We start from the raw sequence: 24,181 nt of genomic DNA on the forward strand, positions 1-24,181 counted from the left end.
ATGGCTGATCTGATCGTGAAATGCGCCCGTTGCCGTTACCCGCATCGTGAGACCGAGCGCATCGGCCGCCCGACGGAACTGGGGGACGTGTTGGCCTGCCCTCGTTGCGGTGCCCATTCGTATTACGACATGACGCCGCAGGTCGCCTGGTGCTGGGCCTCGGGCCTGATTGAGTGGGGCGACCAGGGGCAGGAGCCGGAAGGCAGCATCGTCATCGCCCGCGGCCCGAAGTGCTCGCTCAAGTCAATTCTGAACGTGGTCGCGAGGCATGGCTTCCAGAACGGGGTTCTACTGGTGCCGGGCGTGCCGGAAGCGGATGACCAGCGTGGGGCGGCTGACGCCCTGGATCAGTGGCTGTCCTGGTGCGCAAGCACCTCTCACGAAGACGTCGTGTTTGTGACGCCTCCGGAGAAAGCTTTGGGAGGTGCCGCGGCATGACCACCAGCACTTCCTATCCGATGACCGTTGCCGTGTTGTTTGCCCGAGCCGACAGCGTTTACAAAACGATGCGGGGAGTTGATGTCTACGACGCCCAGCGTGACGCTCGTACGTTCCCTGGAGATCTCCCCATTGTTGCACATCCACCATGCCGGGCATGGGGGCGCTTGCGCCATTTTGCCAATCCAAGAGATGGCGAGAAAGAACTGGCGCTCTGGGTCGTGGACCAGATCCGCCAGTACGGCGGTGTGCTGGAGCACCCGGCCACATCTCTGCTTTGGAAAGAAAAACCGCTGCCTGAGCCTGGAGAGGTCGATGCCTGGGGGGGCTGGACGCTGGTTGTTTCGCAATGGTGGTGGGGACACAAGGCGGAAAAAGCTACTCGCCTATACATCTGCGGGGTTGCTCCTGCAGGGCTTCCCCCAATCCCCTTCCGTCTTGGCGAGTCGTCGCACGTCATCGCACAGAGCAGTCGGAGGCAAAAGCTACGCCTACGACCGGAAGTGACAAAAGCAGAGCGCGAACACACCACTCCTGACTTTGCTGAGTGGTTATGCCAAGTAGGACGCCTCTGCGTCCGGAAACAAGTGGAAGGAGTAGCAGCATGACTGCATTGGAAAAGCAGCTGCTGGCGGCGTTGAAAGGGTTGTTGAAACACTCCCGCTCAGGGAAAAAGGACTTCGTGGAGGCCGTAGTCATGGCCGCTGAGGCCATTGACGCCGCCGAGGCCGCGCAGCCGGTAGAAGGTGCTTCGGGTGAACGACTGGCTGCTGAGATGGCACTTTCTCAGCAGCTTGCTGCGCGCGTTGATGACTTGGAGCGCCAGCTTGCCACCGCTCCACAAGCCACCAGCGCCCAGCCGGCGGCCGTGCAATTCCTACTGAATGGTGATCGTTTCAAGGTGAGCACTATTCGCGGGGAGGCTGGCATTTACGGGTTGCCGCGCACGATGACTGGCCAATGGGTGGCTTTTGTTGACGCCACCGATGGAAAGCACCTGGAATCGCAGCAACCTGCGCCGGCCGCACAGACTAGAGCTGTCTTACAAGTCCTATTGAGGATGCAGCAAGATCCTCGGCTTGCCTATCTGATCGGCCCAGGGAGTGAGGCTTGGGCACTTCTGACTGAAGCCCAAGCTGAAGCCGACGGAGTGGAAGTTGAGATGTTCAGACGGAAATTTCAGAAAGGCTTGAGCTATCAAAGGGTGCCCCGAATTGGCGAGTCTTCTCCTATGTGCGATTAACCCGCGAAACCGCCGCAAGGCGGTCTGCCGGGCGTGGTGGCCCGGTACTGATGAGCAGCCGAGGAAAACATGGACAAGCAAACCGCAATTGAAAAGATCAGGAAGTGCTTAGCGCTGGCCAAGAGCGCGAACGAGCACGAAGCCGCCGCCGCGCTGCGACAAGCGCAGGCGCTAATGCGCAAATACGGCGTGGAGGATGGAGACATCCTGATGGCGGAGGTAAGCGAAGCCAAGGCGAAAGCGGGAGCCAAAGCCAAGCCGGTGAAGTGGGAAAGCCAGCTCTCCAGCGCTGTTGCTGCCGCCTTTGGTTGCCGCAAGATTTTTGTCCAGGAGTGGAAGGCGGGTTACTGGACTTTCATCGGCTGCGGGCCGGCCGCTGAAATCGCCACCTATGCCTTTACGGTGCTGATGCGCCAGTTGCGCAAGGCTCGCAGCGTCTACCAGCAAACCCATTGCAAACGCCTGGTTCCTGCAAGCCGTACTCGCCGCGCTGATCTGTTCTGCGAAGCCTGGGTTGCAGCTGTGCGTCGTCAGATTGAAGCCTTTGCCGGCACGGCTGCCAATGAAGAGGCGCTGGAGATCTACATGGCTAAGGAATACGCAGACCTTGGCTCATTGGTGCCGAGGGATCGCCAAGCAGGCAAGAACCTGCGCGGTGGCGATGTGGATGCACGTCGCGCCGGCTGGAATGCCGGACGCGAGGCGCAGCTGAACCACGGAGTCGACAATAAACCCTTGGCCTTGGGCCAGTAAGGAGGTGCCACATGAAATTAAGCAAAGAGCAGAAGCAGGAGCTGATCGACGCGCTGAGTACCCCCTGGGGGCGGGTCCGTCTCCAGTGCGATGGCTATCGAGTGGATTTGGTTGTTGAGCGTAGCAAAGGCATGAGCTATCGCGTTGTCACCTATGTGAATGGCAGTTGGCAAGGCAAGTGGATGTCCGGCAAGGAAGAGCACCCGGAGCAAAAGTTTTTACGCAAGTCAGTGCGCCCGCAGGTCAGCCAGAAAAAAAGGGACGAACTGGAGAAGGCCGTAGGCAAGCGCTGCTTCAAGAAAATGTGTGCTGAGGATCCGTTTTGGACCGCGACCGTAACCGGCTATTGCGTCACCTGGGCCAGCGGCAAGGCCGTCATCAACCATCTCTGCAAGGTCTGCGACTCCATCGAGATCCTTGCGGAACAAGCGGCATAGAACCCGGTGTCGAGCCGGCGCTTGCCGGCTCCGCAACGTGTTTTAACGGAGTGACAAATGAACCGCAATCCCGCCCTGGCGAAGATCCACATCGCAAAGAAAGAGCTGGCACTGGACGACGACACTTACCGCGCGATGCTGCAGAGCATTGCCGGCGTGTCGTCGAGCAAAGACCTGACAGTTGCTGGCGTCAACAAGGTGTTGGCCCATCTCAAACGCTGCGGCTGGAAGCCGAAGACCGCGGCCAAGACCGGAAAGCGGCCCAGCGTGGGACGGGATCGCAAGGCGCTGATGGACAAGGTCGAGGCGCTGCTGGCGGAAGCCAAGCGTCCCTGGGCCTACGCCGACGCAATGGCCAAGCGCATGTTCACGGTGGACAAGGTGGATTGGCTGGACGCGGAGCAGTTGCAGAAGTTGGTGGCGGCGCTGACTTACGACGCGAAACGACATGGGAGGGACATGAGATGAAACTTGAAGACGTGCAGCATTTGTTGCCGGAAATGGCCCAGCTGATCGCCACCCTGATCGGCCTGCCCAAAGCCGCACGCTTGGTGGAAGTCTGGGGCGGAACCACATTCCCGGTCAGCAAGAACAAGCGCCGTGACGGACAGATCCGCTATGAAGCGCTGGCTGAAGTTGTGGGCGTCGATGCCGCCGATAAGCTCACCGCCCACTTTGGAGGTGAAGTGCTTGCGATCCCGCGCTGCGCAGTAGCGATGCGAGAAGTACGCGACAGGTTGATCCGGGCCGAGTTCGACGAGCTGACCCGCGAGCACCCGGCCGTGCATGCCGTCAACCAGCTGGCGCGCAAATACCAGATGACCGAGCGCAATGTCTGGATGGTGCTGAAAAAGGTGGACCAGATTAGCGAGACACCGCAAGGCAAGCTGTTTTAACATCCAAAATGGATATAACAGCAGGAGTTTGCAATGTGCAATGCTTTATCAAAGTTAGCATTGGTATGCTTGATTGCCGTATCGACAAATGCAGTGGCTGAGTCAGAAATTCAGATGCAACAATCAGCGATGCGTGGCGATTATCAAGCTCAACGTAATTTGGCTTACAGCTATGCAATTGGATGGGCAACAACTGACTCGCCAAACTATGTACCCAAAAAGCCTGTAGATGCTTGCGCCTGGTATCGGGTCATCGCATCATCCAACAATCCTAAAGTCCAGTCTGGCGATTATTCGAACGAGTGGACTTACTGTAGCAAATTGCGCCCAGATCAAAGCGAGTCGGCATGGATCATGGCGAAGAAGTTGATGAAGCAGATAGCCAAGAAGTAAAAACTCACTGAAGACCCTCACAGCGCCCCAACTGGGGCGCTTTCTTATTCTGGCGGTGTTCTCCGTCAATGTGACGGGCTTCAGTGAGAAGGATATCGTCGTCATGGCAAGCCGAAAAATCGAGGATCTGCACCCGGACTTGCAGCCTCTGTGTCGCGAGTTTGTACGCCGCTGCGAAGCCGCCGGAGTCACCGCCCTCATTACCACCACTTATCGTTCTGGCGCTGAGCAGGACGAGTTGTATGCCCAGGGTCGGACCAAGCCTGGCCCGCGCGTAACCAATGCCCGCGCCGGACAATCGGCCCACAACGCGATGATCCAGGGCAAGCCGGCCGCTCGCGCCTTCGACGTGGTGCCCACCATCGGCGGCAAGCCGATGTGGGACGCCAAACATCCGCACTGGCAAGTGATGGGCAAGATTGGAATGGAGCTGGGGCTGAACTGGTACGGCCGTCCCAATGCGCAGTTCAAGGAGTTCCCGCACTTCGAGCTGGCCAAGGGGTATCAGTAATGAGCCTCGGCGACCTGTTTAAAAACCCTGCAACCAACCGGTTGAGCCACAGCAAATTGTGGGCGAATGTTGCCTGCGCGGCCGCAACCGGCATGTTTATTCATCTGGGCGTGATGGGTGCATTGACGCCCGAGATCTGGCTGATCTACCTCGGCGTCGTGGGCGGCTACTCGGCCGCGCGTAGTTGGATCGCCACACGTCGCGACAACGCCAAAGGGGGCAAGGATGCTTAAGCTCGCGCAGCGCCTGGCGAGCTGGGGGCGTCGCTTGCTATCACCGGCCAAGGTCCAAGCTCCCGACGTTCAGCCGCGGCCCATCCCCAGCGCCGCGCCGGTCTGCCTCAGTTGGCCGATGCCTGGCCGCAAGTCCGGCGTGGCGGCGATCCGCCGCGCCGCCAGGAAGGCGCGCAAACAGCGGAGAACTCGCCATGTTTGATATCCGCCCCTTCATCAAGCCCTTGGCCATTACCGCCGCCATTGCCCTGGTCTTTGGTGCTGGCTTCTATTCCGGCCAGAAAGTCGCGTCAACCGCCGCCGCCAGCAGGCTGCAGGCGGTCCAGCTCTCTCACGAGCAAGAGCGGTCTCGCGCGGCCGATGCCAAAGCCGGCGAGCTGGCGACCGCGCTGGCCGGCCAGCAGAAGCTCGCAGAACAAGCCAACAAGCTGGGCTGGGAGCTGCTGCAAACCCGTTCCCAGTTGGCTACCACCCAGACCCAACTGAAGCAAAGGATTGCCGATGCGACCCAATCTGATGGTGATCGTTTTACTGGCCTCGGCCCTGGCGGCCTGCGGCTCTACAGCTCAGCCCTCGGCTACCCCGAGCGTGATCCGGGTCTGCCCGCAGCCAACGCCGGAGATGCTGCAAATCCCGGTCAAACCGGGGCCGCCGGTGCCGGGCTACAGCCGGCGGACTTGATCGCCCACGCCGCCGACTATGGCGCGTGGTGCCAACAGCTTGAAGCTCAACTGGGCACCCTGGCCCATCTCCATGGAGGTGCTCCGACCCAATGACGGACATCTTCGACCAGGCGCAAGAACTGGAGCTGCGTCAGCGCGAGCAGGCGCTGGCCCGGCAGGCAGCACAGCAAAAAACCGGCGCGAGCCTCAGTCATTGTGAAGACTGCGGCGACGCGATACCGGACAACCGCCAGACCTTTGCCAAGGGCTGCACCCGCTGTTTTGAGTGCCAAACCATTCACGAGAGGATCAATGCCAGATGAGCGACAACAACGAAGTCACCCGCGCCCTGGGGCGCATCGAGGGCAAGCTGGACATGATTGTGACCAGCCAACAACAGCAGAACGAACGGCTGGACAGCATGGACGAGCGGCTGCGCCACGTCGAGCAACAAGCCGCAAAGACCGGGGCGATCAGCGGCGGCATCGTGGCCGTCGGCACCGCCATCGCCGTCGAGGTGGTTAAACGGGCGTTGACGTAATGGCGCATGCACCGGAGACCCGCGACAAGGTCAGGCGCCTTTATGTGTTTGACCGAATTGGGCTGGAGGTGGCGGCGCTGCAGTGCGATGTGTCGATGTCTACCGCGAGCCGCTGGAAACGCGAAGCGGCCGAGGCCGGCGACGACTGGGACAAACTGCGCGCAGCGGCGATCCTGGCCGGCGACGGCATCGAGAACGTCGCGCGGGCGGCGCTGGCCGGCTTTTTGACGCAGTACCAGACGACGATGGACGCGATCAACACCAACGGGGATCTGCCTGCGGAAAAGAAGGTCGCGATGCTGGCCAGCCTGGCCGACTCGTTCAACAAGACCGTGGCGGCCAGCCGCAAAGTGTTGCCGGAAACCAGTCAGCTGGCGACGGCCATGGACGTAGTGCAGAAGATGGCGGCGTACATCCGCGACAACCACCCGCAGCATGCTGCGGCCTTTGTCGAGGTGCTGGAGCCGTTCGGCAACGAGCTGGCGAAACTGTATGGATGACGAGATGAATGCGGAACAACAGACCTATTTGCTGATCAAGGACGCAATTGCGGATCTGGAGCCGGATGATCAGAAGCGCGTCGCCGAGGCGCTGCAGCGGCTGCGCGATGTGATGGCGGACTATCCCGACGGACATGCCGTCATGGCGATGGCGCTGCTGGGTGCCGAGATCCAGCGCTGAACGCTGAGTTGCGCGATACCTCGGCAACGCCAGCGAGGCCTCAACGCACTTGCCGGTAACGGTAATTGCCTTTGATACGGCTTGCTAGAAAGCTGCCCTTGGAGTTTGACGCCATCAGGCGCTGATAACGGTCGAACGGCACACTGAAATATTGGTAGACATGGCCGTTTAGAAACTCAACCTCCAAGGTGGAAGTTGCTTCATTGTAACCAATTGAACGGATCGTCGAAGATGAAACCCGAGTTCTCTCCATTGCCACTTCCTCGCTTTCAAAGTATGTCGAAAGCGGAGATTATCACCCATTTTGAATATTATGGGTTTAGGGACGCGCTCGGTCATCCGCTGGCCAACTGCGAAGACTTCCTGGCCTTACTGGATGAGCTTATGGCAGGTTTGGTGGAGCCATGAGCCAGGCGTTCACCACAAAGGAATTTTTCGACGAGCTGCGCGAACTCTCCGCGCAGCTCAAGCGCGATATTGAGGCGCACCAGGCCGGGCTGGACTCGTCGCCTGAAGCGATCAAAGCCCGACGCCGCAGGGTGCTGCGGGATGGCGATTTCGAGTTCTTCGCCTATACCTACTTCCCGCACCACATCCGCGGCACGCCGTCGTTGTTCCAGGACCATCTATGCAAGCGCTTGCCGCAGCTGCTGCGCGAGCCGGGCGGCGTGACCGAGTGGTGGATCGCGCCGCGGGGTGAAGCCAAGTCCTCCCTGCTGACCAAGATCGGGCCGACCTGGTGCGCGGTGCAAGGGCTGATGCAGCGGCCGGAAGTGCGCAAAGAAGTGGGCTGGGCCGGCCCGCCGCCTCCCTTCATCGACTACATCATCCTGCTGGGCGCGGAAACCAAGTTGCCGACCAAGCTGCTGGAGGTGGTCAAGACTGAGCTGACGGTCAACGCGCAACTGGCGCTGGACTTCCCTGAAGCCACCGGCCGAGGCCCGATGTGGAAGGTCGGCGAGTTCGTCACCCGCACCGGGGTGAAAGTAGAACCCTTCGGCGCGGAGCAAGCGATCCGCGGGACGTTTCACGGTGCAAGCCGGCCCAAGCTGCTGTTGGGCGACGACCTGATCACCGACGCCGAAGCCAAAAGCCCGACCGAGCGTGAAAACCGCTGGAACTGGCTCGGCAAGGCGATTGACTACCTGGGACCGCCGGACGGCTCGGTCAAGTACCTGGGCGTCGGCACCGTGTTGAACAAGGACGACCCGATCAGCCGGGCCAAGCGCACTATCGGCCACATCGTCCACCACTTCCGCGCCATCGAAAAGCTGCCCACCCACATGGATCTGTGGGAGCAGTGCCATGCGCTGATGCTGAACGAGGACAAAAAGGCCGCGGAGGCCGCAAACGAGGCCGGCCGCAAGCTGTCCGACGCCGAGCTGCCGTCCTACCGTTTCTACCTGGGCAACCAGGTGCTGATGGATGCCGGCGCGGTGACGTCGTGGCCGAGCGTCCGCTCGCTGTACTGGCTGATGCGGCAACGTGCCAAAAATGGCACCGCCTTCAAGACCGAGATGCAAGGCGATCCGCGCAGCGACGAAGACAAGGTGTTTGGCAACGTCCAGTTCTGGGTTCAGCGCCTCCCGGACTGGACCATGTTTGGCGCGTGCGACCCGTCGATGGGCCGCGGCGAGTCGTCGGACCCGTCCGCAATCTTGTGCGGCGGCTGGGACCGGCATACCAAGATTTTGCATGTGGTCGAAGCCGAGATTAAACGACGGGTGCCGTCGAAGTTGTTGTCGGACTTGATCAAGGCGCAGCGCGAGCAGCGCTGCCAAGCCTGGGGCTTTGAGAACAACAACGCTTATGAGCATATGCGCCACACCATGATGCAGGACGCGTTGAACGCGGGCGTGCCCTTGCCCTTGGTCGGCGTGACGTCTCTGGCCGCGCCGGAGGTGCGCATCGACTCCCTGGAGCCGTTCATCTGCGACGCCTTCGTGCCGCGGATCCTGATCAGCCCGGCATTGACCAATCTGCTGGCCGAGCTGGACACCTGGCCGGAGCCGCAAACCAACCATCACTACGACGGCCTCAACGCGCTGCAGATCCTGTGGATGATCGCATCGACGCGCGGCAATGCCGTGTTCGAGTTCACGCCTGTGGCCCGTGGTGGCCGAGGTGACAACGACAGCGGGTTCAGCGCCGGATCCGGCGCATGGTAGGAGTGACAAACATGGCGCAAATTGTGGACCAATTCGGTCAACCGATTCAAAAAGAAGTCCTGCACGAGCCTCAGACCGCCCGCGTAGGCTGGGTTACGCGCGAGTTCGCCGAGCACCCGTCGCGCGGGCTGACGCCGCAGCGCCTGGCCCGGGTCCTGGAGGACGCCGAACAAGGCAACCTGGCCGCGCAAGCCGACCTGTTCACCGACATGGAGGAGAAGGACGGCCACATCCTCGCCGAGATGTCCAAGCGCAAGCGCGCTCTGTTGACTCTGGACTGGAGCATCGCGCCGCCGCGTAACGCCAGCGCCGCGGAGAAAAAGCAGGCAGATCAGCTGCAGGAGTGGCTGGCGGACATGGCCGAATTCGACGACGTGGTGCTGGACTGCCTTGACGGCATCGGTCACGCCTTTGCCGCGCTGGAGATCGAGTGGCAACGTCTGGGCAGCGACTGGCTGCCGCGGAGTCTGACGCATCGGCCGCAGCGCTGGTTCCAGACCCTGCCGCATGACGGCAACGCGCTGCGGTTGCGCGATGGCTCTGCCGAAGGGGCGGACCCTTGGAGGTTCGGCTGGGTGATCCATCGCCATAAAGCCAAGTCCGGCTATCTGAACCGCGCGGGCCTGCACCGCGTGTTGGCCTGGCCCTATCTGTTCAAGAACTTCAGCGTCCGAGACTGGGCCGAGTTTTTGGAGATCTACGGCTTGCCGTTGCGGCTGGGCAAGTACCCGCCGGGGGCCAGCAAAGAAGAAAAGGCCACGCTTCTGCAGGCGGTGGCCAGTATCGGTCACAACGCGGCCGGCATCATCCCGGACAGCATGCTGATCGAGTTCCAGAACGCCGCCAACGGCAGCCATGAGCCGTTCCAGGCGATGATGGATTGGTGCGAGCGGACCCAGTCCAAAGCCATCCTCGGCGGCACGCTGACCAGCCAGGCCGACGGCAAGACCTCGACCAACGCCCTCGGCGCGATACACAACGAAGTGCGCCACGACCTGACAGTAAGTGACGCGCGTCAGTTGGAAGGCTCGCTGACCCGAGACCTACTCTATCCGCTGGCGGTCCTGAACTTCGGTCAGGTGGATCCGCGACGCATGCCGCGCCTGGTGTTCGATACCCGGCAGCCGGAAGACTTGAAGCTGTACTCGGACGCGTTGCCGTCGCTGGTGGGCCTGGGCCTGAAAGTGCCCACCGCCTGGGTCTACGAGAAGCTGGCGATCCCCACGCCCCAGGCCAACGAAGACGTGCTGATCGCGCCGCGCCCGGAAATGTCCCTGCCGCCGGAGCTGCGGCCCAAGGAGGCCAAGGCGGCGTTGTCTTATCGCGCGGTCCTGACAAATGCCCAGGGCGAAGTGGTGTATCCCGATCAGGCGGCGCTGGACGACATCGAGTTGCCGGATCTGAGCGGCGAGGCTAACACCCTGCTTGAGCCGGTGATCCAAGCGCTGCGCAGCGGCGCGACGCCGGATGACGCAGTCGAGGCGCTGACGGCGGCTTTCCCGCTGCTGTCCGACGACGCGATTACGGAGATGCTGGCGCGCGCGATGTTCGTCGCCGATGTGTGGGGGCGCTTGAATGCCGACAGCTGACGCGGTCGATCTGAGCTACGCTATCGGTTTGCCGCCCGAGGAGGCTATCGCCTACTTCAAAGAGAAGGGCTACGCGATCAGCTTCAAGTGGCAGGACGTCTGGGCCGAGGCGCATGCGCGCGCGTTTACCGTGTCCGGCATCACTCGGCTGGACGTGCTGACCGATGTGCGCGAAGCGCTGACGGCCGCGCTTGAGAATGGCGAAACCCTGGCCGACTTCCAAAACCGGCTGCAGCCGCTGTTGGAGGCCAAGGGCTGGTGGGGCAAGGGGCGCATCGTCGACGAAGCAACCGGCGAGATCCTGGGCAAGCGGCTCAACCCGCGCCGGCTCGAAACCATCTTCCGCACCAACCTGCAGTCGTCCTATATGGCCGGCCGCTTCCAGGAGCAACTGGCCAGCGCCGAGTTGCGGCCGTACTGGGAGTACGTGGCCGTCATGGACAACCGCACCCGGCCGGCGCACCGTAGCTTGCACGGCCGCGTCTTTCGCTACGACGACCCGTTCTGGAGCCGCTTCTATCCGCCCAACGGCTGGAACTGCCGCTGCAGGGTGCGCACTCGCAGCGCGCGGGACATGGAGCGTTTGGAGCTGCTGGCGTCGAGCAGCGAGGGGCGGCTGGAAGAAGTGGACCAGCCGATAGACCGCGAAGGCAATACGCGAAAGGTAATCGCCTTCAACGACCCGGCTACCGGCAAGCGCTTCGTCGCGGATCCCGGCTTCGGCTTCAATCCTGGCGTTGCCGCCTATGAGCCTGATCTGAGCCGATACCCGCCGGAGCTGGCGAAGCAATACCGCAAGTACAAGGAGGCCGCATGATAGACATCAAGGTGGACAACAGCGGCGTTCTCGCCGCGCTGCAGCGGCTTGAGAAAGCGGTCACGCACCGCGTGCCGCTGATGCAAGCCATCGCCGGCATCATGGCCGGCGCGGTGGAAGAGAACTTCGCGCGTGAGGGCCGGCCTGCCTGGCAGGGATTGAAGCCGGCGTCCTGGATGTCGCGTGCTGGAGCACTAACAAAACGCGGCCAGGTATCGGCGGCGCGCTTCGAGAAGAAGGTGCGCGGCGGCAAAATCCTGCAGGCGTCCGGCCGGCTGGCCAGCAGCATCACGCAAGTTAGCAGCAACGATAACGCGGTGGTGGGCACCAATGTGAAGTACGCCGCGATCCAGCAGTTCGGCGGGCAAACCAAGGCCCACGAGATCCGGCCGCGCAACAAGCGCGCGCTGGCCTGGGCAGGCGGCCGGCATCCGGTGCGCAAGGTCAACCACCCCGGCAGCAAGATCCCGGCGCGACCCTTTCTTGTGCTGGGCGACGAGGACATGCGCGAGATCGAGGCGACGGTGGAGGACTATCTGAGAGCCGCCACGGGCGGTTGACCCCAAAACGAAACGCGCCGTTCTGGCGCGTTTTTAGTATGGCTGGTGGTGCGGTGATGCACCGAAACCCCGCATCGTTGAAATTAAACAGGGTTTAAACGCCCTGTAGCGGGATTGGAGGGTAGCCTGTTGGGTGATATTTGCCAGGTCACATCAGAAAAGTGGACTTGCTTCGAGATCATCAAGTAGGTCGTGCCCTTTCCAAGTCAGTGTGTAAGTTACACCCATGACAAGCCGCATACGATCACCGTCTGCACGGCTGGATAAAAAACCAGCTTCTTCCAATAAAGCAAAATGAAAGTCTTGCTCTTCGGTTCCTGCTCCAGTCTTCTCGGCAATAAACGTGCGTACCTCCTTTTCATTGCCACCTTCTGCTTTGACGATACCTTGCAACATGGCCTTGATCACCGTCTTACTTCTTCTCATTTAATACTCTCCTATGACAATGGGAATTGTATTGTGACACGCCGCCGGATCCGGTCAATGCGCTGCATCAATTTCCACTGAAGACCCTCAGCTAAGCCCTCTCGCAGTGTCCCATCAAAATGGGGGCATGCCACACCTGACACATTTCATCGCCGCTCTGACGGTCGACCTCAAACAAGCCGGAACGGAAGGCAAGGCGCCTCGCGTCGTCAAGCTGATCCCGGCCGGTAGTTTCCGCGCCCGTGACGGCCGGCCGGCCGAGGTGCCCGCCTGGAAGATGGATAGCGTACAGGCCGCCATTTTGATTGCCGCAGCCACCGACCGGAGGACGCGCTATGTAATCGACTATGAGCATCAAACCCTGCGCAGCATCGAGAACGGCAAGCCCGCGCCTGCCGCTGGCTGGTTCCGCACGCTGGAGTGGCGGGACGATGGACTCTACGCCATCGACGTCGAATGGACGACGGCCGCCGCCGCGATGCTCGAGTCCGATGAGTATGGCTACCTCTCTCCCGTCTTCAAATACGACAAGGAAGGCCGCATCACGGGCCTGCTGCATGTCGCTCTGACCAATAACCCGGCGCTCGATGAGTTGCCGGAGTTGTCGGTCGCCGCCTTGTCGCTCTTAGCGACAGTTTCTCTCCCCCCAACCATCCAGGAGGAATCCATGGATATCGCCGAACTGCTGGAGCAATTGCGCTGGATGTTGAATCTGCCGGTAGGCGCAACGGTAGAAGACACCAAAGCACAGCTTCAGAAACTGATTGACCACTTGTCCGCCGGCCAAGGCACCGCCGCCGCCAGTGTTGACTTGCTCGGCATGCTCACCGGCCAGCAGCAACGCATCGCTACGCTGTCGGCAACCCAGGTCGACCCCGCCCGCTTCGTGTCGGTGGAGACCATGCGCGCACTGCAGGAGCAAGTCGCCGCGTTGACTGCCCAGCAGCAAGGCCGCGTCGTCGAAGACCTGGTGACGGTGGCGCTGTCCGACGGCCGGCTGTTGCCGGTACAGGAAGAATGGGCGCGCGGCCTGGGCAAATCCAATCTGGACGCGCTGCAGTCCTATCTTGCCAGCGCCCCCAGCATCGCCGCGCTGTCGTCTACCCAAACCCAAGGCAAGCCGCCCGCGGCTGACCCGGAAACCGGCTTGGACGTTGATACGCTGGCGGTTTGCAGCATGTTTGGCAACGACCCGGCCGCCGTGGCCGCCGCGATGAAGGAGTAAGCACGTCATGACCGCTACGACTCAAGACCGTAACACCCCGATGAAGGATGGCTCGCTGATCGTGGTGCCGGTGGCCGCCGGCCAAAAAATCCCGGCCGGGGCGCTGGTTGCCGCCAGCGCGACCGGATTCGCCACCAACGGCGCGACGGCGACGACCTTGGCCTACCTCGGCCGCGCCGAAGTGCTGGCCGACAACACCGCCGGAGCCGACGGCGCGATCAGCATGACGATCCGCCGCGGCAAGGCGTTCAAGTGGGCCAACGAATCCGGTGACCCCGTCACCCAAGCAAGCGTCGGCCGCGCCTGCTACATCGTCGACAACCAGACCGTGGCCAAAACCAACGGCACCAACACCCGTTCGCAAGCCGGCACCGTACTCGGTGTCGACGTCGACGGCGTGTGGGTCATCTAAATCCAGGGCATCTAAACCCCAGCGACTGGAAGGAGCAAACCCCATGATCATCAACGCCGCTACGCTGAAGGCGATCTTCGTCAACCTGAAGACCACCTTCAACAAAGCCTTCGACAGCGCGCCGAGCCAGTGGCAGAAAATCGCCATGCTGGTGCCGTCGACAGCCCGTTCCAACGATTACAAGTGGCTGGCCAACTTCCCGCGCATGCAGAAGTGGATCGGCGAGAAAGCGGTCAAAGCGCTGTCCGCCTTCGGCTACAGCATCACCAACGACGACTTTGAAACCACCGTCGAAGTGGACCGCAACGACATCGAAGACGACAACCTCGGCATCTACGCGCCGCAAGCGCAGATGGCCGGCTTCTCGGCCAAGCAGTTGCCGGACGAGATCGTGTTCGACCTGGTCAATAAGTCGTTCAACAGCCTGTGCTACGACGGTCAGTACTTCTTCGACGTCGATCACCCGGTGGCTGATGCCTCGGTATCGAACAAGGGCACCAAGAAACTGTCCGCCGCGTCGCAAGCGGCCGCCCAGGCCAGCTACGGCGTTGCGCGCACGGCGATGAAGAAGTTCAAGGACGACGAAGGCCGCCCGCTGAACATCACCCCGAACGTGTTGCTTGTGCCGCCGGCCCTGGAAGACATCGCCCGGGCGCTGCTGAGCAACGACCGCCTCGACGATGGCAAGACCAACCCATACAAAGGTACGGCCGAGCTGGTGGTGGTGCCTTGGTTGACCTCGGACGACGCCTGGTTCTTGCTCGACACCACCAAGCCGGTCAAGCCCTTCATCTACCAGGAGCGCAAAAAGCCGGTATTCGTCCAGCAGACCGATCCGCAGGCCGACGACGTGTTTAATCGCCGCAAGTACAAGTTCGGCGCGGAGGCCCGCGCGGCCGGTGGTTACGGATTCTGGCAGCTGGCTTACGGCTCCGACGGCAGCGTGGCCTAAGGGGGCGTTATGGCAAAAACCAACACCAAGGCCGCGCCGAGCGGGGCGGCCGAAGAGAAGCTGCAGCCGCCCGCCGCCCAGGCGGTGGAGCCGCCGGGCGTGCTGCAGCCGGAGTTGCCGCCGAGCATCCAGGAATCTGGCGCTGCGACCGAAGGCGATCTGCAGCAGGCCGACGCCCAAGCGGCAGACCAGCCGCCCGCGCTGCCGCCTGAAGTGACGGGGATGTTTGCCCCCGACACCGTCGAGGTGGTGGCGAAGTGCGAACAGTTCCGCCGCGCCGGCCGCTTGTTTACTCGCGAAGTTACCCGGATCCCGCTGAGCGAGTTGACCGTCGCCGAATTCGAAATGCTGTGCCAGGAGCCGATGCTGTCCTTGCAGCTGCTCCGCGTCGGCGGGGGCGAATGATGTACGCAACCCGCGACGACATGGTGGCGCGCTTCGGCGAAGGGGAAGTCATTGCGCTGACTGACCGCGCCTTTGCCGGCGCAGTCGACGAGACGGTGCTGGCGGGTGCGCTGGAAGCGGCCGGCGTCGAGATCGACGGCTACATCAGCAGCCGTTACCGGCTGCCGTTGGGTCTGCCGCCGAAGATCCTCACCGGTTACGCATGCGATATCGCCCGCTATCGCCTTTGCGGTAGCGGCACGCGGGTGACCGACGACATCCGCGACCGCTACCGCGATGCGGTGAGGTTCCTGGAGCTGGTGGCCGCCGGCAAGGTCACGCTGGGCGGCATGCCGGACGGCGCACCCATGCCAACCGACAACACCGTGCAGTTCGCCAGCGGCACGCGGGTGTTCGCTCGCGACGGAGGGCTATTCTGATGATCATCGCCAGAACCGAAGAGGCCATCATCGCGCGTTTGCGCCTGGGCCTCGGCCGCATGGTCCGCGAAGTCGGCAGCTATGGCGGCGAACTGGACGACGGGCTGGAGGAAGCGATCCGGCGTTTCCCGGCAGCGTGGGTGACCTTCGGCGGCGTTCCCAAGACCGAGCCGTACTCGGCGTCGAAGTGGAAATACAAAGCCGACGCCAGCTTCGTAGTGATGGTCGGCGACCGCAGCGTGCGCAGCGAAGCAGCGAGCCGCCGTGGTGGCGCTGCCGTGGCGGAAGTCGGGACGTATCGGCTGGTCACCGCGGTGCGCCGCTTGCTATCGGCCCAGGACCTGGGCCTGCCGATTCATCCGCTGCAGCCCGGCCGGATTCGCACCCTGTTCAACTCACGTCTGGAGAACGACGCGTTCTCGGTGTTCGCCTGCGAGTTCTCGACCTTCTGGATGGAAGAAGCCCTGCCGCAGCTGCGCTGGCCGATGCCTCCGGCTGCCGGCGCGCCGGATACGGTTGACGACCCGGACGCGGTGTTCACCGGCTACCAGGGCAAGACCGGCGAGCCGGATCCGGATTGGCTGCGCACCGGCCTGAATTACCACTTGATGCCGGACGACGGCCAGCCCGACGCCTCGGACATTCTCACAAGGAGCGATCCATGAAAGTGAAAGCCGCGCCCGGCATCAAGGTGCCGAGGGAAGACAAACCGCGTGAGTTCATCACCGACGCCGCTACGGTGGACGTGCCGAACAGCGCCTATTACCTGCGTATCCAGGCCGATGGCGATCTGATCGAGATCGACGCCGCCGACAGCGCCAAAACCACCGCAAAGAAAGGGGGTGAATGATGGCCAGCCCGAATATCAGCTTCGACAGCATCCCGGCCAGCATCCGCAAGCCCGGCAAGTACTTCGAATTCAACACCAAGCTGGCGGTGCGCACGCTGCCGGGCAATCCGCAGCGCGTGCTGGTGCTGGGCCAGAAACTGGCCGCAGGCACCCAGGCGGCGATGGTGCCCGCCGACGTGTTCAGCGACGAGCAGGCGGCGCAGCTGTTTGGCCGCGGCTCTCAGCTGCACTTGATTGCCCGCGCCGCGATCACGGCCTACCCGTACCTGCAGCTGACCGCCGTCGCCATCGCGGATCCGGCCGGTGTGGCGGCCTCTGGCACAGTGACCTTGACCGGCACAGCTACCGGCAGCGGCGTGCTGAAGCTGTGGGTCGGCGCGACTCGGGTCGATGTCGCGGTCAGCAGCGGCGACACCGCCGCCGCCGTGGCGACGGCCCTGGGCGCGGCGCTGGCCGCCCGGACGGATCTGCCGGCAACCGGCGCGGTGGCGTCGGGCGTGGTCACCGTGACGTGCGTCCACAAGGGCACCATCGGCAATGACCTGAAGCTGGTGGCCAGCGCTACCGCGCCCGGCCTCTCCGTAGCGGTGGTGACCCTGGCCGGCGGCACCCTGGACCCGGACTATACCGCCACCTTGGCGGCAATGGCCGGCGGCGGACACAACATCATCGTGGCCCCGCTGTCGAGTCAAGCGCAGCTGACCGTGATCCGCAGTCACCTTGACTTCGTGTCCGGGCCGATGGAGCAACGTGGAGCCATCGGCGTGTTTGGGTGGCCTGGCTCGCTGGCGAGCGGCACCACCCTGGCCGGACAGATCAACAGCGGCCGCATCACTGGCGCGTGGCATCGAGGCGCCTTGCGCCTGCCCTGCGAGATCGCCGCCGCCTACGCCGCCGTGCTGGCCAGCGAAGAGGATCCGGCGCGGCCGCTGAACACGCTGGAGCTGGCGGGCATCGACGTGACCGGCATCGACCAGCGGCCGACCCGGACCGAGCAGGAAAACGCCCTCTACAACGGCATGACGCCGCTGGAGATCGGCCCCGGCGACCGGGTGCAGATCGTGCGCGCCATCAGCACCTACACCAAGGACGCCCAGGGCGTCGACGACGTGGCGCTGCTGGACATCACCACCATCCGCACCCTGGACTACGTGCGCAAGGCGTGCCGCGAGCGGATCTCGCTGCGCTTCCCGCGCGAGAAGCTGTCCGAGCGCACCCCGGACAAGGTGCGTTCGGAGCTGTTCGACGTGCTGCTGAAGCTGGAAGAACTGGAGATCGTCGAAGCGGTGGAGGCCAACAAGGACGGCCTGATCGTCGAGCGCGACAGCCAGGACGTGAACCGCCTGGACGCCAAGATCCCGGTGGACGTGGTCAACGGCCTGCACGTGTTCGCCGGCCGCATCGACCTGCTGCTGTAAACACCCAGGGGCGGCGCAGGCCGCCTCGCATCAACCAGGAGGACATCATGGCGCTTCAGGAATACGCAGGGGCCATCGTGCTGGAAGTCGACGGCAAGGAAGTCGAAGTCATCGACGTCAGCATCAGCACCAAGACCGGCCGGAAGCTGGTCAAGACCATGAACAAGACCGGCCGGGCCAAAGGCTTCGCCAAGGGCATCGCCGAATACGACCTGTCGGTGACCGTCGCCATCCCGCTGAGCGGCGACCTGGACTGGGAGGCGATTGAAGGCGCAAAGCTGACGATCTATCCGAACAGCAACGGCGGCAAGCGGGAAAGCTATCTCGACTGCTTTACCACCGAGACCGGCGACAAGTACTCCGTCGACAACGAAGCACGCCGCGACTTGAAGCTGCAGGCGCTGCGCCACGTGAAGGAATAACCACAATGACCGAAAAAGGCGAACTGCAGTACGGCGTCGAGTATCCGGCCGGCTCCGGCCAGATGCACTACGCATTCGAGCTGCGCTTGCCGACGGTAAGCGACAACATCGACGCAATCGAGACCAGCGGCGGCGGCTCCAACTTGCGTCTCAACACCATGATGCTGGCGGCCAGCCTGGTGAAGCTGGGCGACATCCCGCGCGAGGCGATCACCTACGAGCTGTTGGGCACAATGGTTGATGACGACTACGACGTGATGACCGAGGCGAGGGATCGTCTCAAAAAAAAGCGGATGCGGCCGAAGAGCAACTCAGCGGATTCCGACTCGCCGTCGTCGTCCTCGGCCGGCACGGCATCCCCGAGTCCCGGATCCGGGAGCTGAACGCCGTCGAGTTTGAAGGCTACCTTGCCGCCGTCAATAGTTTGTACGGCGGCAAGACACGCCAGCGCGGCAGTGTTGAGCAGCGCAGCATTAAATCCAAGCGCAAAAGGAAGCCCGGTTAAACATGGCAAGAGAACCTGAAGTCGGCCTAACCCTCAAGGCCCGCGACGAAGCCTCGCGCCCGATTGCGCGGGCGATGCAGGATCTTGAGAAGAACACCCAGCGCGCCGAGAAAGCGGTCATTGGCCTGTCACGCGAAAGCCAGCGTATGACCGCCGCGCGGGAGCAACTGGGCGTCAGGTCGGAGCGCACCATTCAGCGTGAGATCCAGCAGACCGAGGCCGCCTACAAGCGCCTGGCAAGCAGCGGCACCATGACGGCGCGGGAGCAAACCCGCGCTTACAGCGCCATGCGGGACCAGGTCAAAGAACTGCGCCGCGAGATGCGAGGTGTCAGCGAATTGCAGCGCAATTTATCGACAGGGGCCAAAGTGTTGACGGCGGTTGCTGGCGGTGTTGCGGCCGGAGCCTATGTTGTCGGGCAGCCGGTGAAGCGCACCATGGACTATGACCGTCGTCTGGCGATGATGTCCAATACGGCCTACGCAGAGCGTGATATCGGGGGGCGGCGTGCTGGTATGCGAGAGTTGGACGGAGCGATTCAACAGGCGGTAAGGATTGGCGGAGGCTCGCGAGAAGGAGCCGCTGAGACCCTGGATAATCTGATCGCTTCTGGTGCTATGAGCCAGCAATCAGCAACTAAATTATTGCCTGTTCTACAGAAGTACTCGACGGGTACAGGGGCGGACCCCAATGAATTGGGCAATATCGCCATACGTGCCATGCAGACGTTCAAAATCAAAGAGCATGAACTGCCGAAACTGCTGGATATGTCAATTATGGCCGGCCAAGCCGGCGGATTTGAGCTGAAAGACATGGCCAAGTGGTTACCTCAGCAGATGGCGGCTGCAAAACAATCTGGCATGAACGGGATGTCTGGTGCAGCGAAACTGCTGGCATTAAATCAGGCTGCCGTGATTACTGCGGGCACTAAAGATGAGGCCGGCAACAACGTGGTCAATCTGCTTGCCAAAATCAACAGCCAAGATACGGCTAAAGACGCTTCAAAAATAAGTTCCACCACATTTCAAGCAAAGAAAAAGGGGGAAAAAGGAATTGACCTTGCTGGAACGCTGGCGGCTGCAAGAGAGAAAGGAATGGATTCTCTAGACGCCTTTGTTGGGTTGGTCGATAAAGTTGTCGCTCATGACAAACGATATCAGAGCATTCAAGGAAAACTAAAGTCGGCAAAGGGGGATGAAAGAAAGGCTCTTTTGGACTCCCAAGCTGATATTTTGCAAGGTTCGGCTATTGGCACCCTCATTCAAGACCGACAAGCATTGATGGCCTTGGTCGGGTATATGGGGAATAGAGAGTACGTCAATGGCATTGTGGCAAAGCTGCCCAATGCTGCGGGTACTGGGGATGCAAACTTCGGTTTAATACAGGGCACCGCATCGTTTCAAGCTGAGCGTGCAAGGAATGAGAAAACGATTGCGGAGCAGAAGGCTTTTGATGGGCTGAGTAGCACGATTGGAGATGTAGCCGGCAAGTTGGCGGACTATGCGCAAGAGTATCCAGGGTTGTCCACGGTACTTGCAGGGACAACGGTAGCCATAGGTGCTCTTGGCGCGGCGGCCGGTGCAGCGGCGTTACCCATGCTGTTATTGGGTAAGGGCGGCGGCGGTGCAAAGCTACCTGGAGGGATTTTACCGAAGACAGGCCCAGCAGCGCGCAACCTACCAGTCGCTGGCGCTGGCCTCGGTTTGACCGCAGTATCGCTGGCCAATTTCACCACGGATCAAGAAGACGATGAGCTTAAACATGGTGATGCGCGCTGGAAGCGGCTCCGTGCCCAGTACTCGCAAGCTCAGATAGACGCCGCACGAAAGCGTTATCAGCCTTGGTATCAATTTGGTAAAGGCTATGCGGCTGAGAACGAGCAATGGCTTCAACGCTATGCCCAAGACGAGGCTCGTGCCAAAGCCCCGCCGATTGACCTACGCAATGCCCCAAGCTCTGCTGCTCCAATCCCACAACTCAACATGCTTCAGACCACCATGAACGCCGCAACCAAACTGGATGTTGCGGCACAGAAAATGCAGCAGGCCGTCAACCAACCGATGCAGATCCAGTTGACGGGTGAATTCAGGGTTAATGGTGGTGACCTGGTCGCAGTGGTCAACCAAAGCAACAGCACACAAGCGAGGAGGAACTGATGGCCTGGGCCGACACCCTGCTTGACGCCAGTTTCCGCGGCGTGACCTTCGATTGCATGCGCGCCGTGGACAGCGCTCAGCGCGACTCGGCAAGCCACGAATACCCCTACCTGGACGGCGCGGACGTGGAAGACCTGGGCCGCAAGGCCCGACGCATTACGATGTCCGCCGCGTTCTTCGGCAAGGACTACGAAAACCGTCTGCAATCCTTCCTGAAAGTCTTGGACGAGCCAGGCCACGGCGAGCTGATCCACCCTGTTTTCGGCAGCATCAAGGAGGCCCAGCTCCTCAGCTACGAAATCGGCCACGACGCCGACAGCCCGGATTACTGCACGGTGGAGCTGGCCTTTGTCGAAGCTACGCCCGGCAACCCTTTCTTCGTCCAGCAGCTACCGGTTCAAAAGGCCGAAGCGGTCAGCATGCTGGCGGAAACGGCCCGTTTCAATGGCATCGATGTGTTCGCCTCGGCTATCTCTGCCTTGAGCGGCGTCACCGGTAGCCTGTCACGCTTGAATGCGTTGCGCGACGTGATGACGGGCACGCTGGGCGCGATCCGCAGCCAGCTGCAGAGCATCATCGGCACCACGCTGGATCTGATCGACTATCCGCGCGCCTTTGCCAGCGACGTGGTCAGCCTGGTCAGCGGCATGGCGGACCTGCGCAGCTTCGATGCCGGCGTGATCATGTCGGATTGGAAAAGCCTGACGGGTCAACTCAACAATGTTGTCCAGTTGCCGGGCGCGGTGGCGTCGGGATCCGCAGACACGGCAGGGAGTGGCGGAGAGTCTGGCGGCAGTGTCGGGGCTGAAGCCAAGCCGATTCCGGCGAAGGCGGAAGATGTCGCGCTGTTGACGGCCGTGGTGCAGACGACGGTGGCCACCACGCTGGCCGAGGTGGCTGGCCAGATCCTGGCCGCCGAGGCGGAGAAGCCAACCCTATCCCCGCCCGAAATCGAACGGATTGCCAATGACGTGCGTGACTCCATTCAGCAAGCCATTGAAACACACCGCCAGCTGTTCCCCGTCGAAGTTTTCCGGCCCGTCACCGAGGCGCTGAAAGACACCGCCCTGGGCACCCAGGACGCCGCCTCGGCGGTGATTGAGGCGCTTCCGCCGCTGATCACCAGGACCGTCGAGGCGCCTGGCAATCTGCACCTGGCCGCCTTCCGCTGGTATGGCGATTACACGCGGGCACAGGAGCTGGCGCGGCTAAACCCGCATTTGATCAACCCGAACGCGCTGCAAGTGGGAGACGTACTCAATGCCTACGCCCGATAGCCGTTACCAACGCCCCTCCGGGGACAACGCGGTCAGCGTGCTGATCGGTGGCCGGGTCCACCAGCAATGGACCAGCTACGAGATCGACTCTGATTTGATGATCCCGGCCGACGCGTGGCAGGTGTCGCTGGGCTTGCCCAAGGGCGAGTTTCCGCCGCTGGTGGAAGCCGGAGCCAGCGTGGTGGTTCGGGTTGGGCGCGACACGGTATTGACCGGCCAGATAGACGAGATCGCCGATCCCATCGACAAGAACAGCCACACGCTGAGTCTGTCCGGCCGCGACGGTGCGGCGGTGCTGGTGGACTGCTCCAGCCCCATCTTCACAGCAAAGCAAGCGACGCTGGCCGAGGTGGTGGCCAATGTGGTCAAGCCGCTGGGCATCAGCAAGATACGCATCGACGCCGCCCGGTCGATGACGTCGGAGAAAATCAACGTAGAGCCGGGCGACACCGCCTGGGAAACCCTGGTCCATGCCGCTGAGGCGAACGGGCTGTGGCCGTGGTTCGAGCCGGACGGCACTTTGGTGATCGGCGGCCCGGACTACAACACCCCGCCGGTGGCCAGCTTGGTGATGCGCCGCGAGGGCAAGGACAACAATGTGATCAGCTTGAGCCGGGTGCGCTCGATGGCGGAGCGTTACTCCGAGTTCACGGTGCTGGGCCAACGCCATGGCACCGCCACGGAAAACGGCAAGCACGCGCTCAAGAGCACGGTGCGGGATCCCGACGTCAAGATCTACCGCCCCAAGATCATCGTCGACCACGAGGCCGAGAACACCGAGGCGGCGCGCGCTCGCGGCCGCAAGCTGTTGTCCGACTCCAGGTTGAAGGGCTTTACGCTGACCGCCAAGGTGGCCGGGCACCGCACCAGCAGCGGCGTGCTGTGGCAGCCTGGCCAGCGCATTCATGTGATCAGCGACGCCCACGGCATCGATGCGACCTTCTTTCTGATGGCGCGCAAGTTCCAGGGCGGCCGGGGCCAGGGCACCGTCACAACGCTGACGCTGAAGGAAGACAAGGTATGGGTGCTGGACGCCCACCCGCATAAACGCAAGCACCGCCGCGGCAAGAATGGATCGGCGGGGCTGGAAGCCGTGGACGTGAGCAAATGATCAACGAAATCGACAAACGCATCCGTCGGGCAATGTCCAGCGTGCGTCAGGCGTTCCGCGGTGTACTGACACGCGTCAGCAGCGGCCCGGCGGTGCAACTGGCCCAAGCTGACGGCCTGGCCGGCGAGCGTTTGCAGGACAACGAGCTGTTCCAGCACTACGGGCTGACCAGCAACCCGCCGCCGGGCACTATGGCGGTGATCCTGCCGGTGGGCGGCAAGACCGCTCACGGCATCGTGATCGCCACCGAGCACGGCAGCTACCGGCTGAAGTCATTGGCCCCCGGTGAGGTGGCGCTCTATACCGATGAGGGGGCCAAGATCGTGTTGAAGCGCGGCCGCCTGATCGAGACCGACTGTGACGTGTTTAAAGTCAACTGCCAGACCTGGGAAGTTAACGCCAGCGCCAACGCCACCTTCAACACCCCGGCGCTGACGGCCAGCGGGGTATTCAACGCCCAGGGCCAGATCAACGGCAGCGGCGGGATGGCGATCAGTGGTGGCAGCGGCGCGCACGTGGACGGCACGCTGACGGCGACAGAGGATGTGGTGGCTGGCGGCAAGAGCGGCGCACATCATACACATCCAGGGGACTCGGGCGGGGTGACGGGTGAACCCCTCTAGTGTCAAATATCAGGTTGCACTGCCTTCAATTCGTTTGGCATTATGTGGGTTTCATAAG

Annotated in this window: 36 protein-coding genes and 1 other RNA gene; 35 read left to right on the plus strand and 2 right to left on the minus strand. The window is 62.2% G+C overall.

What is annotated here, in order from left to right; genetic code table 11:
- The 16 genes from LQT98_RS13850 (at position 1) to LQT98_RS13925 (ending at position 6,788) form a co-directional block, all read left to right on the plus strand.
- Positions 1-438 carry a hypothetical protein gene (locus LQT98_RS13850; RefSeq protein WP_231462918.1) on the plus strand — a complete coding sequence of 146 codons (438 nt, stop codon included), beginning with the start codon at positions 1-3 and terminating at the stop codon, positions 436-438.
- Positions 435-1,046, plus strand: coding sequence for a hypothetical protein (locus LQT98_RS13855; protein ID WP_231462920.1), 612 nt, complete (start codon positions 435-437; stop codon positions 1,044-1,046). Before LQT98_RS13850 ends, LQT98_RS13855 begins: the two co-directional genes overlap by 4 nt.
- Positions 1,043-1,681, plus strand: a complete 639-nt coding sequence (locus LQT98_RS13860) for a hypothetical protein (protein ID WP_231462922.1) — start codon at positions 1,043-1,045, stop codon at positions 1,679-1,681. Before LQT98_RS13855 ends, LQT98_RS13860 begins: the two co-directional genes overlap by 4 nt.
- Position 1,682: 1 nt before the next feature.
- An RNA gene (locus tag LQT98_RS13865) (hammerhead ribozyme type II) lies at positions 1,683-1,745 on the plus strand.
- 5 nt (positions 1,746-1,750) lie between these two features.
- Positions 1,751-2,434: a DUF2786 domain-containing protein gene (locus LQT98_RS13870; RefSeq protein ID WP_231462924.1), complete on the plus strand. Its 684-nt coding sequence runs from the start codon at positions 1,751-1,753 to the stop codon at positions 2,432-2,434.
- An 11-nt stretch (positions 2,435-2,445) separates the two neighbouring features.
- Positions 2,446-2,871, plus strand: coding sequence for a hypothetical protein (locus LQT98_RS13875; RefSeq protein ID WP_231462926.1), 426 nt, complete (start codon positions 2,446-2,448; stop codon positions 2,869-2,871).
- Between the two features lie 57 nt (positions 2,872-2,928).
- The gene (locus tag LQT98_RS13880; RefSeq protein WP_231462928.1) at positions 2,929-3,339 is read left to right on the plus strand and encodes a gp16 family protein; all 411 of its coding nucleotides are present in this window, start codon (positions 2,929-2,931) and stop codon (positions 3,337-3,339) included.
- Positions 3,336-3,767: a Mor transcription activator family protein gene (locus LQT98_RS13885; RefSeq protein WP_231462929.1), complete on the plus strand. Its 432-nt coding sequence runs from the start codon at positions 3,336-3,338 to the stop codon at positions 3,765-3,767. Before LQT98_RS13880 ends, LQT98_RS13885 begins: the two co-directional genes overlap by 4 nt.
- 33 nt (positions 3,768-3,800) lie before the next feature.
- Entirely contained in the window at positions 3,801-4,160 is a 360-nt protein-coding gene (locus LQT98_RS13890) for a hypothetical protein (RefSeq protein ID WP_231462932.1), read from the plus strand.
- Between the two features lie 103 nt (positions 4,161-4,263).
- Positions 4,264-4,671: a M15 family metallopeptidase gene (locus LQT98_RS13895; RefSeq protein ID WP_231462934.1), complete on the plus strand. Its 408-nt coding sequence runs from the start codon at positions 4,264-4,266 to the stop codon at positions 4,669-4,671.
- The gene (locus LQT98_RS13900; RefSeq protein WP_231462936.1) at positions 4,671-4,904 is read left to right on the plus strand and encodes a hypothetical protein; all 234 of its coding nucleotides are present in this window, start codon (positions 4,671-4,673) and stop codon (positions 4,902-4,904) included. The genes LQT98_RS13895 and LQT98_RS13900 overlap by 1 nt, the downstream gene beginning before the upstream one ends.
- A gap of 194 nt (positions 4,905-5,098) precedes the next feature.
- Complete coding sequence (locus LQT98_RS13905) at positions 5,099-5,680, plus strand: hypothetical protein (RefSeq protein ID WP_231462940.1); 582 nt, start codon at positions 5,099-5,101, stop codon at positions 5,678-5,680.
- Positions 5,677-5,889 carry a TraR/DksA family transcriptional regulator gene (locus LQT98_RS13910; protein WP_231462942.1) on the plus strand — a complete coding sequence of 71 codons (213 nt, stop codon included), beginning with the start codon at positions 5,677-5,679 and terminating at the stop codon, positions 5,887-5,889. Before LQT98_RS13905 ends, LQT98_RS13910 begins: the two co-directional genes overlap by 4 nt.
- Positions 5,886-6,107 carry a hypothetical protein gene (locus LQT98_RS13915; protein WP_231462944.1) on the plus strand — a complete coding sequence of 74 codons (222 nt, stop codon included), beginning with the start codon at positions 5,886-5,888 and terminating at the stop codon, positions 6,105-6,107. The genes LQT98_RS13910 and LQT98_RS13915 overlap by 4 nt, the downstream gene beginning before the upstream one ends.
- The gene (locus LQT98_RS13920; protein ID WP_231462946.1) at positions 6,107-6,607 is read left to right on the plus strand and encodes a DUF1804 family protein; all 501 of its coding nucleotides are present in this window, start codon (positions 6,107-6,109) and stop codon (positions 6,605-6,607) included. The genes LQT98_RS13915 and LQT98_RS13920 overlap by 1 nt, the downstream gene beginning before the upstream one ends.
- Positions 6,600-6,788, plus strand: coding sequence for a hypothetical protein (locus tag LQT98_RS13925; RefSeq protein WP_231462947.1), 189 nt, complete (start codon positions 6,600-6,602; stop codon positions 6,786-6,788). The genes LQT98_RS13920 and LQT98_RS13925 overlap by 8 nt, the downstream gene beginning before the upstream one ends.
- 40 nt (positions 6,789-6,828) lie before the next feature.
- Here the strand turns inward: LQT98_RS13925 and LQT98_RS13930 are convergent, their stop codons facing one another.
- On the minus strand, positions 6,829-7,041 hold the full coding sequence (locus LQT98_RS13930) for a KTSC domain-containing protein (protein ID WP_231462949.1): 213 nt from the start codon (positions 7,039-7,041) through the stop codon (positions 6,829-6,831).
- On the opposite strand from LQT98_RS13930, the gene LQT98_RS13935 reads away from it, so the two are divergent.
- Genes LQT98_RS13935 through LQT98_RS13955 form a run of 5 tightly spaced genes read left to right on the plus strand, consistent with a single transcriptional unit; the run spans position 7,020 to position 11,922 of the window.
- Positions 7,020-7,196, plus strand: coding sequence for a hypothetical protein (locus LQT98_RS13935; protein WP_231463035.1), 177 nt, complete (start codon positions 7,020-7,022; stop codon positions 7,194-7,196). The two genes, LQT98_RS13930 and LQT98_RS13935, sit on opposite strands and share 22 nt — an antisense overlap.
- Positions 7,193-8,956: a hypothetical protein gene (locus tag LQT98_RS13940; protein ID WP_231462951.1), complete on the plus strand. Its 1,764-nt coding sequence runs from the start codon at positions 7,193-7,195 to the stop codon at positions 8,954-8,956. Before LQT98_RS13935 ends, LQT98_RS13940 begins: the two co-directional genes overlap by 4 nt.
- An 11-nt stretch (positions 8,957-8,967) precedes the next feature.
- The gene (locus LQT98_RS13945; RefSeq protein ID WP_231462953.1) at positions 8,968-10,545 is read left to right on the plus strand and encodes a DUF935 domain-containing protein; all 1,578 of its coding nucleotides are present in this window, start codon (positions 8,968-8,970) and stop codon (positions 10,543-10,545) included.
- The gene (locus LQT98_RS13950; protein WP_231462955.1) at positions 10,532-11,362 is read left to right on the plus strand and encodes a phage head morphogenesis protein; all 831 of its coding nucleotides are present in this window, start codon (positions 10,532-10,534) and stop codon (positions 11,360-11,362) included. Before LQT98_RS13945 ends, LQT98_RS13950 begins: the two co-directional genes overlap by 14 nt.
- A complete protein-coding gene (locus LQT98_RS13955) occupies positions 11,359-11,922 on the plus strand; it encodes a phage virion morphogenesis protein (protein ID WP_231462957.1) in 564 nt (187 codons plus the stop codon). Before LQT98_RS13950 ends, LQT98_RS13955 begins: the two co-directional genes overlap by 4 nt.
- Positions 11,923-12,075: 153 nt before the next feature.
- Here the strand turns inward: LQT98_RS13955 and LQT98_RS13960 are convergent, their stop codons facing one another.
- Positions 12,076-12,348, minus strand: a complete 273-nt coding sequence (locus LQT98_RS13960) for a DUF2513 domain-containing protein (RefSeq protein WP_231462959.1) — start codon at positions 12,346-12,348, stop codon at positions 12,076-12,078.
- 127 nt (positions 12,349-12,475) lie between these two features.
- Between LQT98_RS13960 and LQT98_RS13965 the strand changes: the two genes are divergently transcribed.
- From LQT98_RS13965 to LQT98_RS14030, 14 genes are all read left to right on the plus strand, one after another.
- Positions 12,476-13,573 carry a phage protease gene (locus LQT98_RS13965; protein ID WP_231462961.1) on the plus strand — a complete coding sequence of 366 codons (1,098 nt, stop codon included), beginning with the start codon at positions 12,476-12,478 and terminating at the stop codon, positions 13,571-13,573.
- A 7-nt stretch (positions 13,574-13,580) separates the two neighbouring features.
- Positions 13,581-13,985, plus strand: a complete 405-nt coding sequence (locus tag LQT98_RS13970) for a hypothetical protein (RefSeq protein WP_231462962.1) — start codon at positions 13,581-13,583, stop codon at positions 13,983-13,985.
- 43 nt (positions 13,986-14,028) lie between these two features.
- Positions 14,029-14,937: a Mu-like prophage major head subunit gpT family protein gene (locus LQT98_RS13975; RefSeq protein ID WP_231462963.1), complete on the plus strand. Its 909-nt coding sequence runs from the start codon at positions 14,029-14,031 to the stop codon at positions 14,935-14,937.
- Between the two features lie 9 nt (positions 14,938-14,946).
- Positions 14,947-15,342, plus strand: coding sequence for a hypothetical protein (locus LQT98_RS13980; protein ID WP_231462966.1), 396 nt, complete (start codon positions 14,947-14,949; stop codon positions 15,340-15,342).
- Positions 15,339-15,761: a gp436 family protein gene (locus LQT98_RS13985; RefSeq protein WP_231462970.1), complete on the plus strand. Its 423-nt coding sequence runs from the start codon at positions 15,339-15,341 to the stop codon at positions 15,759-15,761. Before LQT98_RS13980 ends, LQT98_RS13985 begins: the two co-directional genes overlap by 4 nt.
- On the plus strand, positions 15,761-16,426 hold the full coding sequence (locus LQT98_RS13990) for a DUF1834 family protein (RefSeq protein WP_231462972.1): 666 nt from the start codon (positions 15,761-15,763) through the stop codon (positions 16,424-16,426). The genes LQT98_RS13985 and LQT98_RS13990 overlap by 1 nt, the downstream gene beginning before the upstream one ends.
- Positions 16,423-16,611 carry a DUF2635 domain-containing protein gene (locus LQT98_RS13995; RefSeq protein WP_231462974.1) on the plus strand — a complete coding sequence of 63 codons (189 nt, stop codon included), beginning with the start codon at positions 16,423-16,425 and terminating at the stop codon, positions 16,609-16,611. The genes LQT98_RS13990 and LQT98_RS13995 overlap by 4 nt, the downstream gene beginning before the upstream one ends.
- Positions 16,611-18,029, plus strand: a complete 1,419-nt coding sequence (locus tag LQT98_RS14000; RefSeq protein WP_231463033.1) for a phage tail sheath subtilisin-like domain-containing protein — start codon at positions 16,611-16,613, stop codon at positions 18,027-18,029. The genes LQT98_RS13995 and LQT98_RS14000 overlap by 1 nt, the downstream gene beginning before the upstream one ends.
- Positions 18,030-18,076: 47 nt before the next feature.
- Complete coding sequence (locus LQT98_RS14005; RefSeq protein WP_231462976.1) at positions 18,077-18,451, plus strand: phage tail protein; 375 nt, start codon at positions 18,077-18,079, stop codon at positions 18,449-18,451.
- A gap of 5 nt (positions 18,452-18,456) precedes the next feature.
- Entirely contained in the window at positions 18,457-18,834 is a 378-nt protein-coding gene (locus LQT98_RS14010; RefSeq protein ID WP_231462978.1) for a hypothetical protein, read from the plus strand.
- 124 nt (positions 18,835-18,958) lie between these two features.
- Complete coding sequence (locus LQT98_RS14015) at positions 18,959-21,112, plus strand: phage tail tape measure protein (protein ID WP_231462980.1); 2,154 nt, start codon at positions 18,959-18,961, stop codon at positions 21,110-21,112.
- Positions 21,112-22,389 (plus strand): DNA circularization protein, encoded by a 1,278-nt coding sequence (locus LQT98_RS14020; protein ID WP_231462983.1) that lies wholly within the window; start codon positions 21,112-21,114, stop codon positions 22,387-22,389. Before LQT98_RS14015 ends, LQT98_RS14020 begins: the two co-directional genes overlap by 1 nt.
- Positions 22,373-23,500, plus strand: a complete 1,128-nt coding sequence (locus LQT98_RS14025; RefSeq protein ID WP_231462984.1) for a phage baseplate assembly protein — start codon at positions 22,373-22,375, stop codon at positions 23,498-23,500. The genes LQT98_RS14020 and LQT98_RS14025 overlap by 17 nt, the downstream gene beginning before the upstream one ends.
- Positions 23,497-24,123, plus strand: a complete 627-nt coding sequence (locus LQT98_RS14030) for a phage baseplate assembly protein V (RefSeq protein ID WP_231462986.1) — start codon at positions 23,497-23,499, stop codon at positions 24,121-24,123. The genes LQT98_RS14025 and LQT98_RS14030 overlap by 4 nt, the downstream gene beginning before the upstream one ends.
- The last annotated feature ends 58 nt before the right edge of the window (positions 24,124-24,181 follow it).

It is taken from the genome of Chromobacterium aquaticum, from assembly GCF_021129195.1.
GTDB lineage: Bacteria > Pseudomonadota > Gammaproteobacteria > Burkholderiales > Chromobacteriaceae > Chromobacterium > Chromobacterium aquaticum.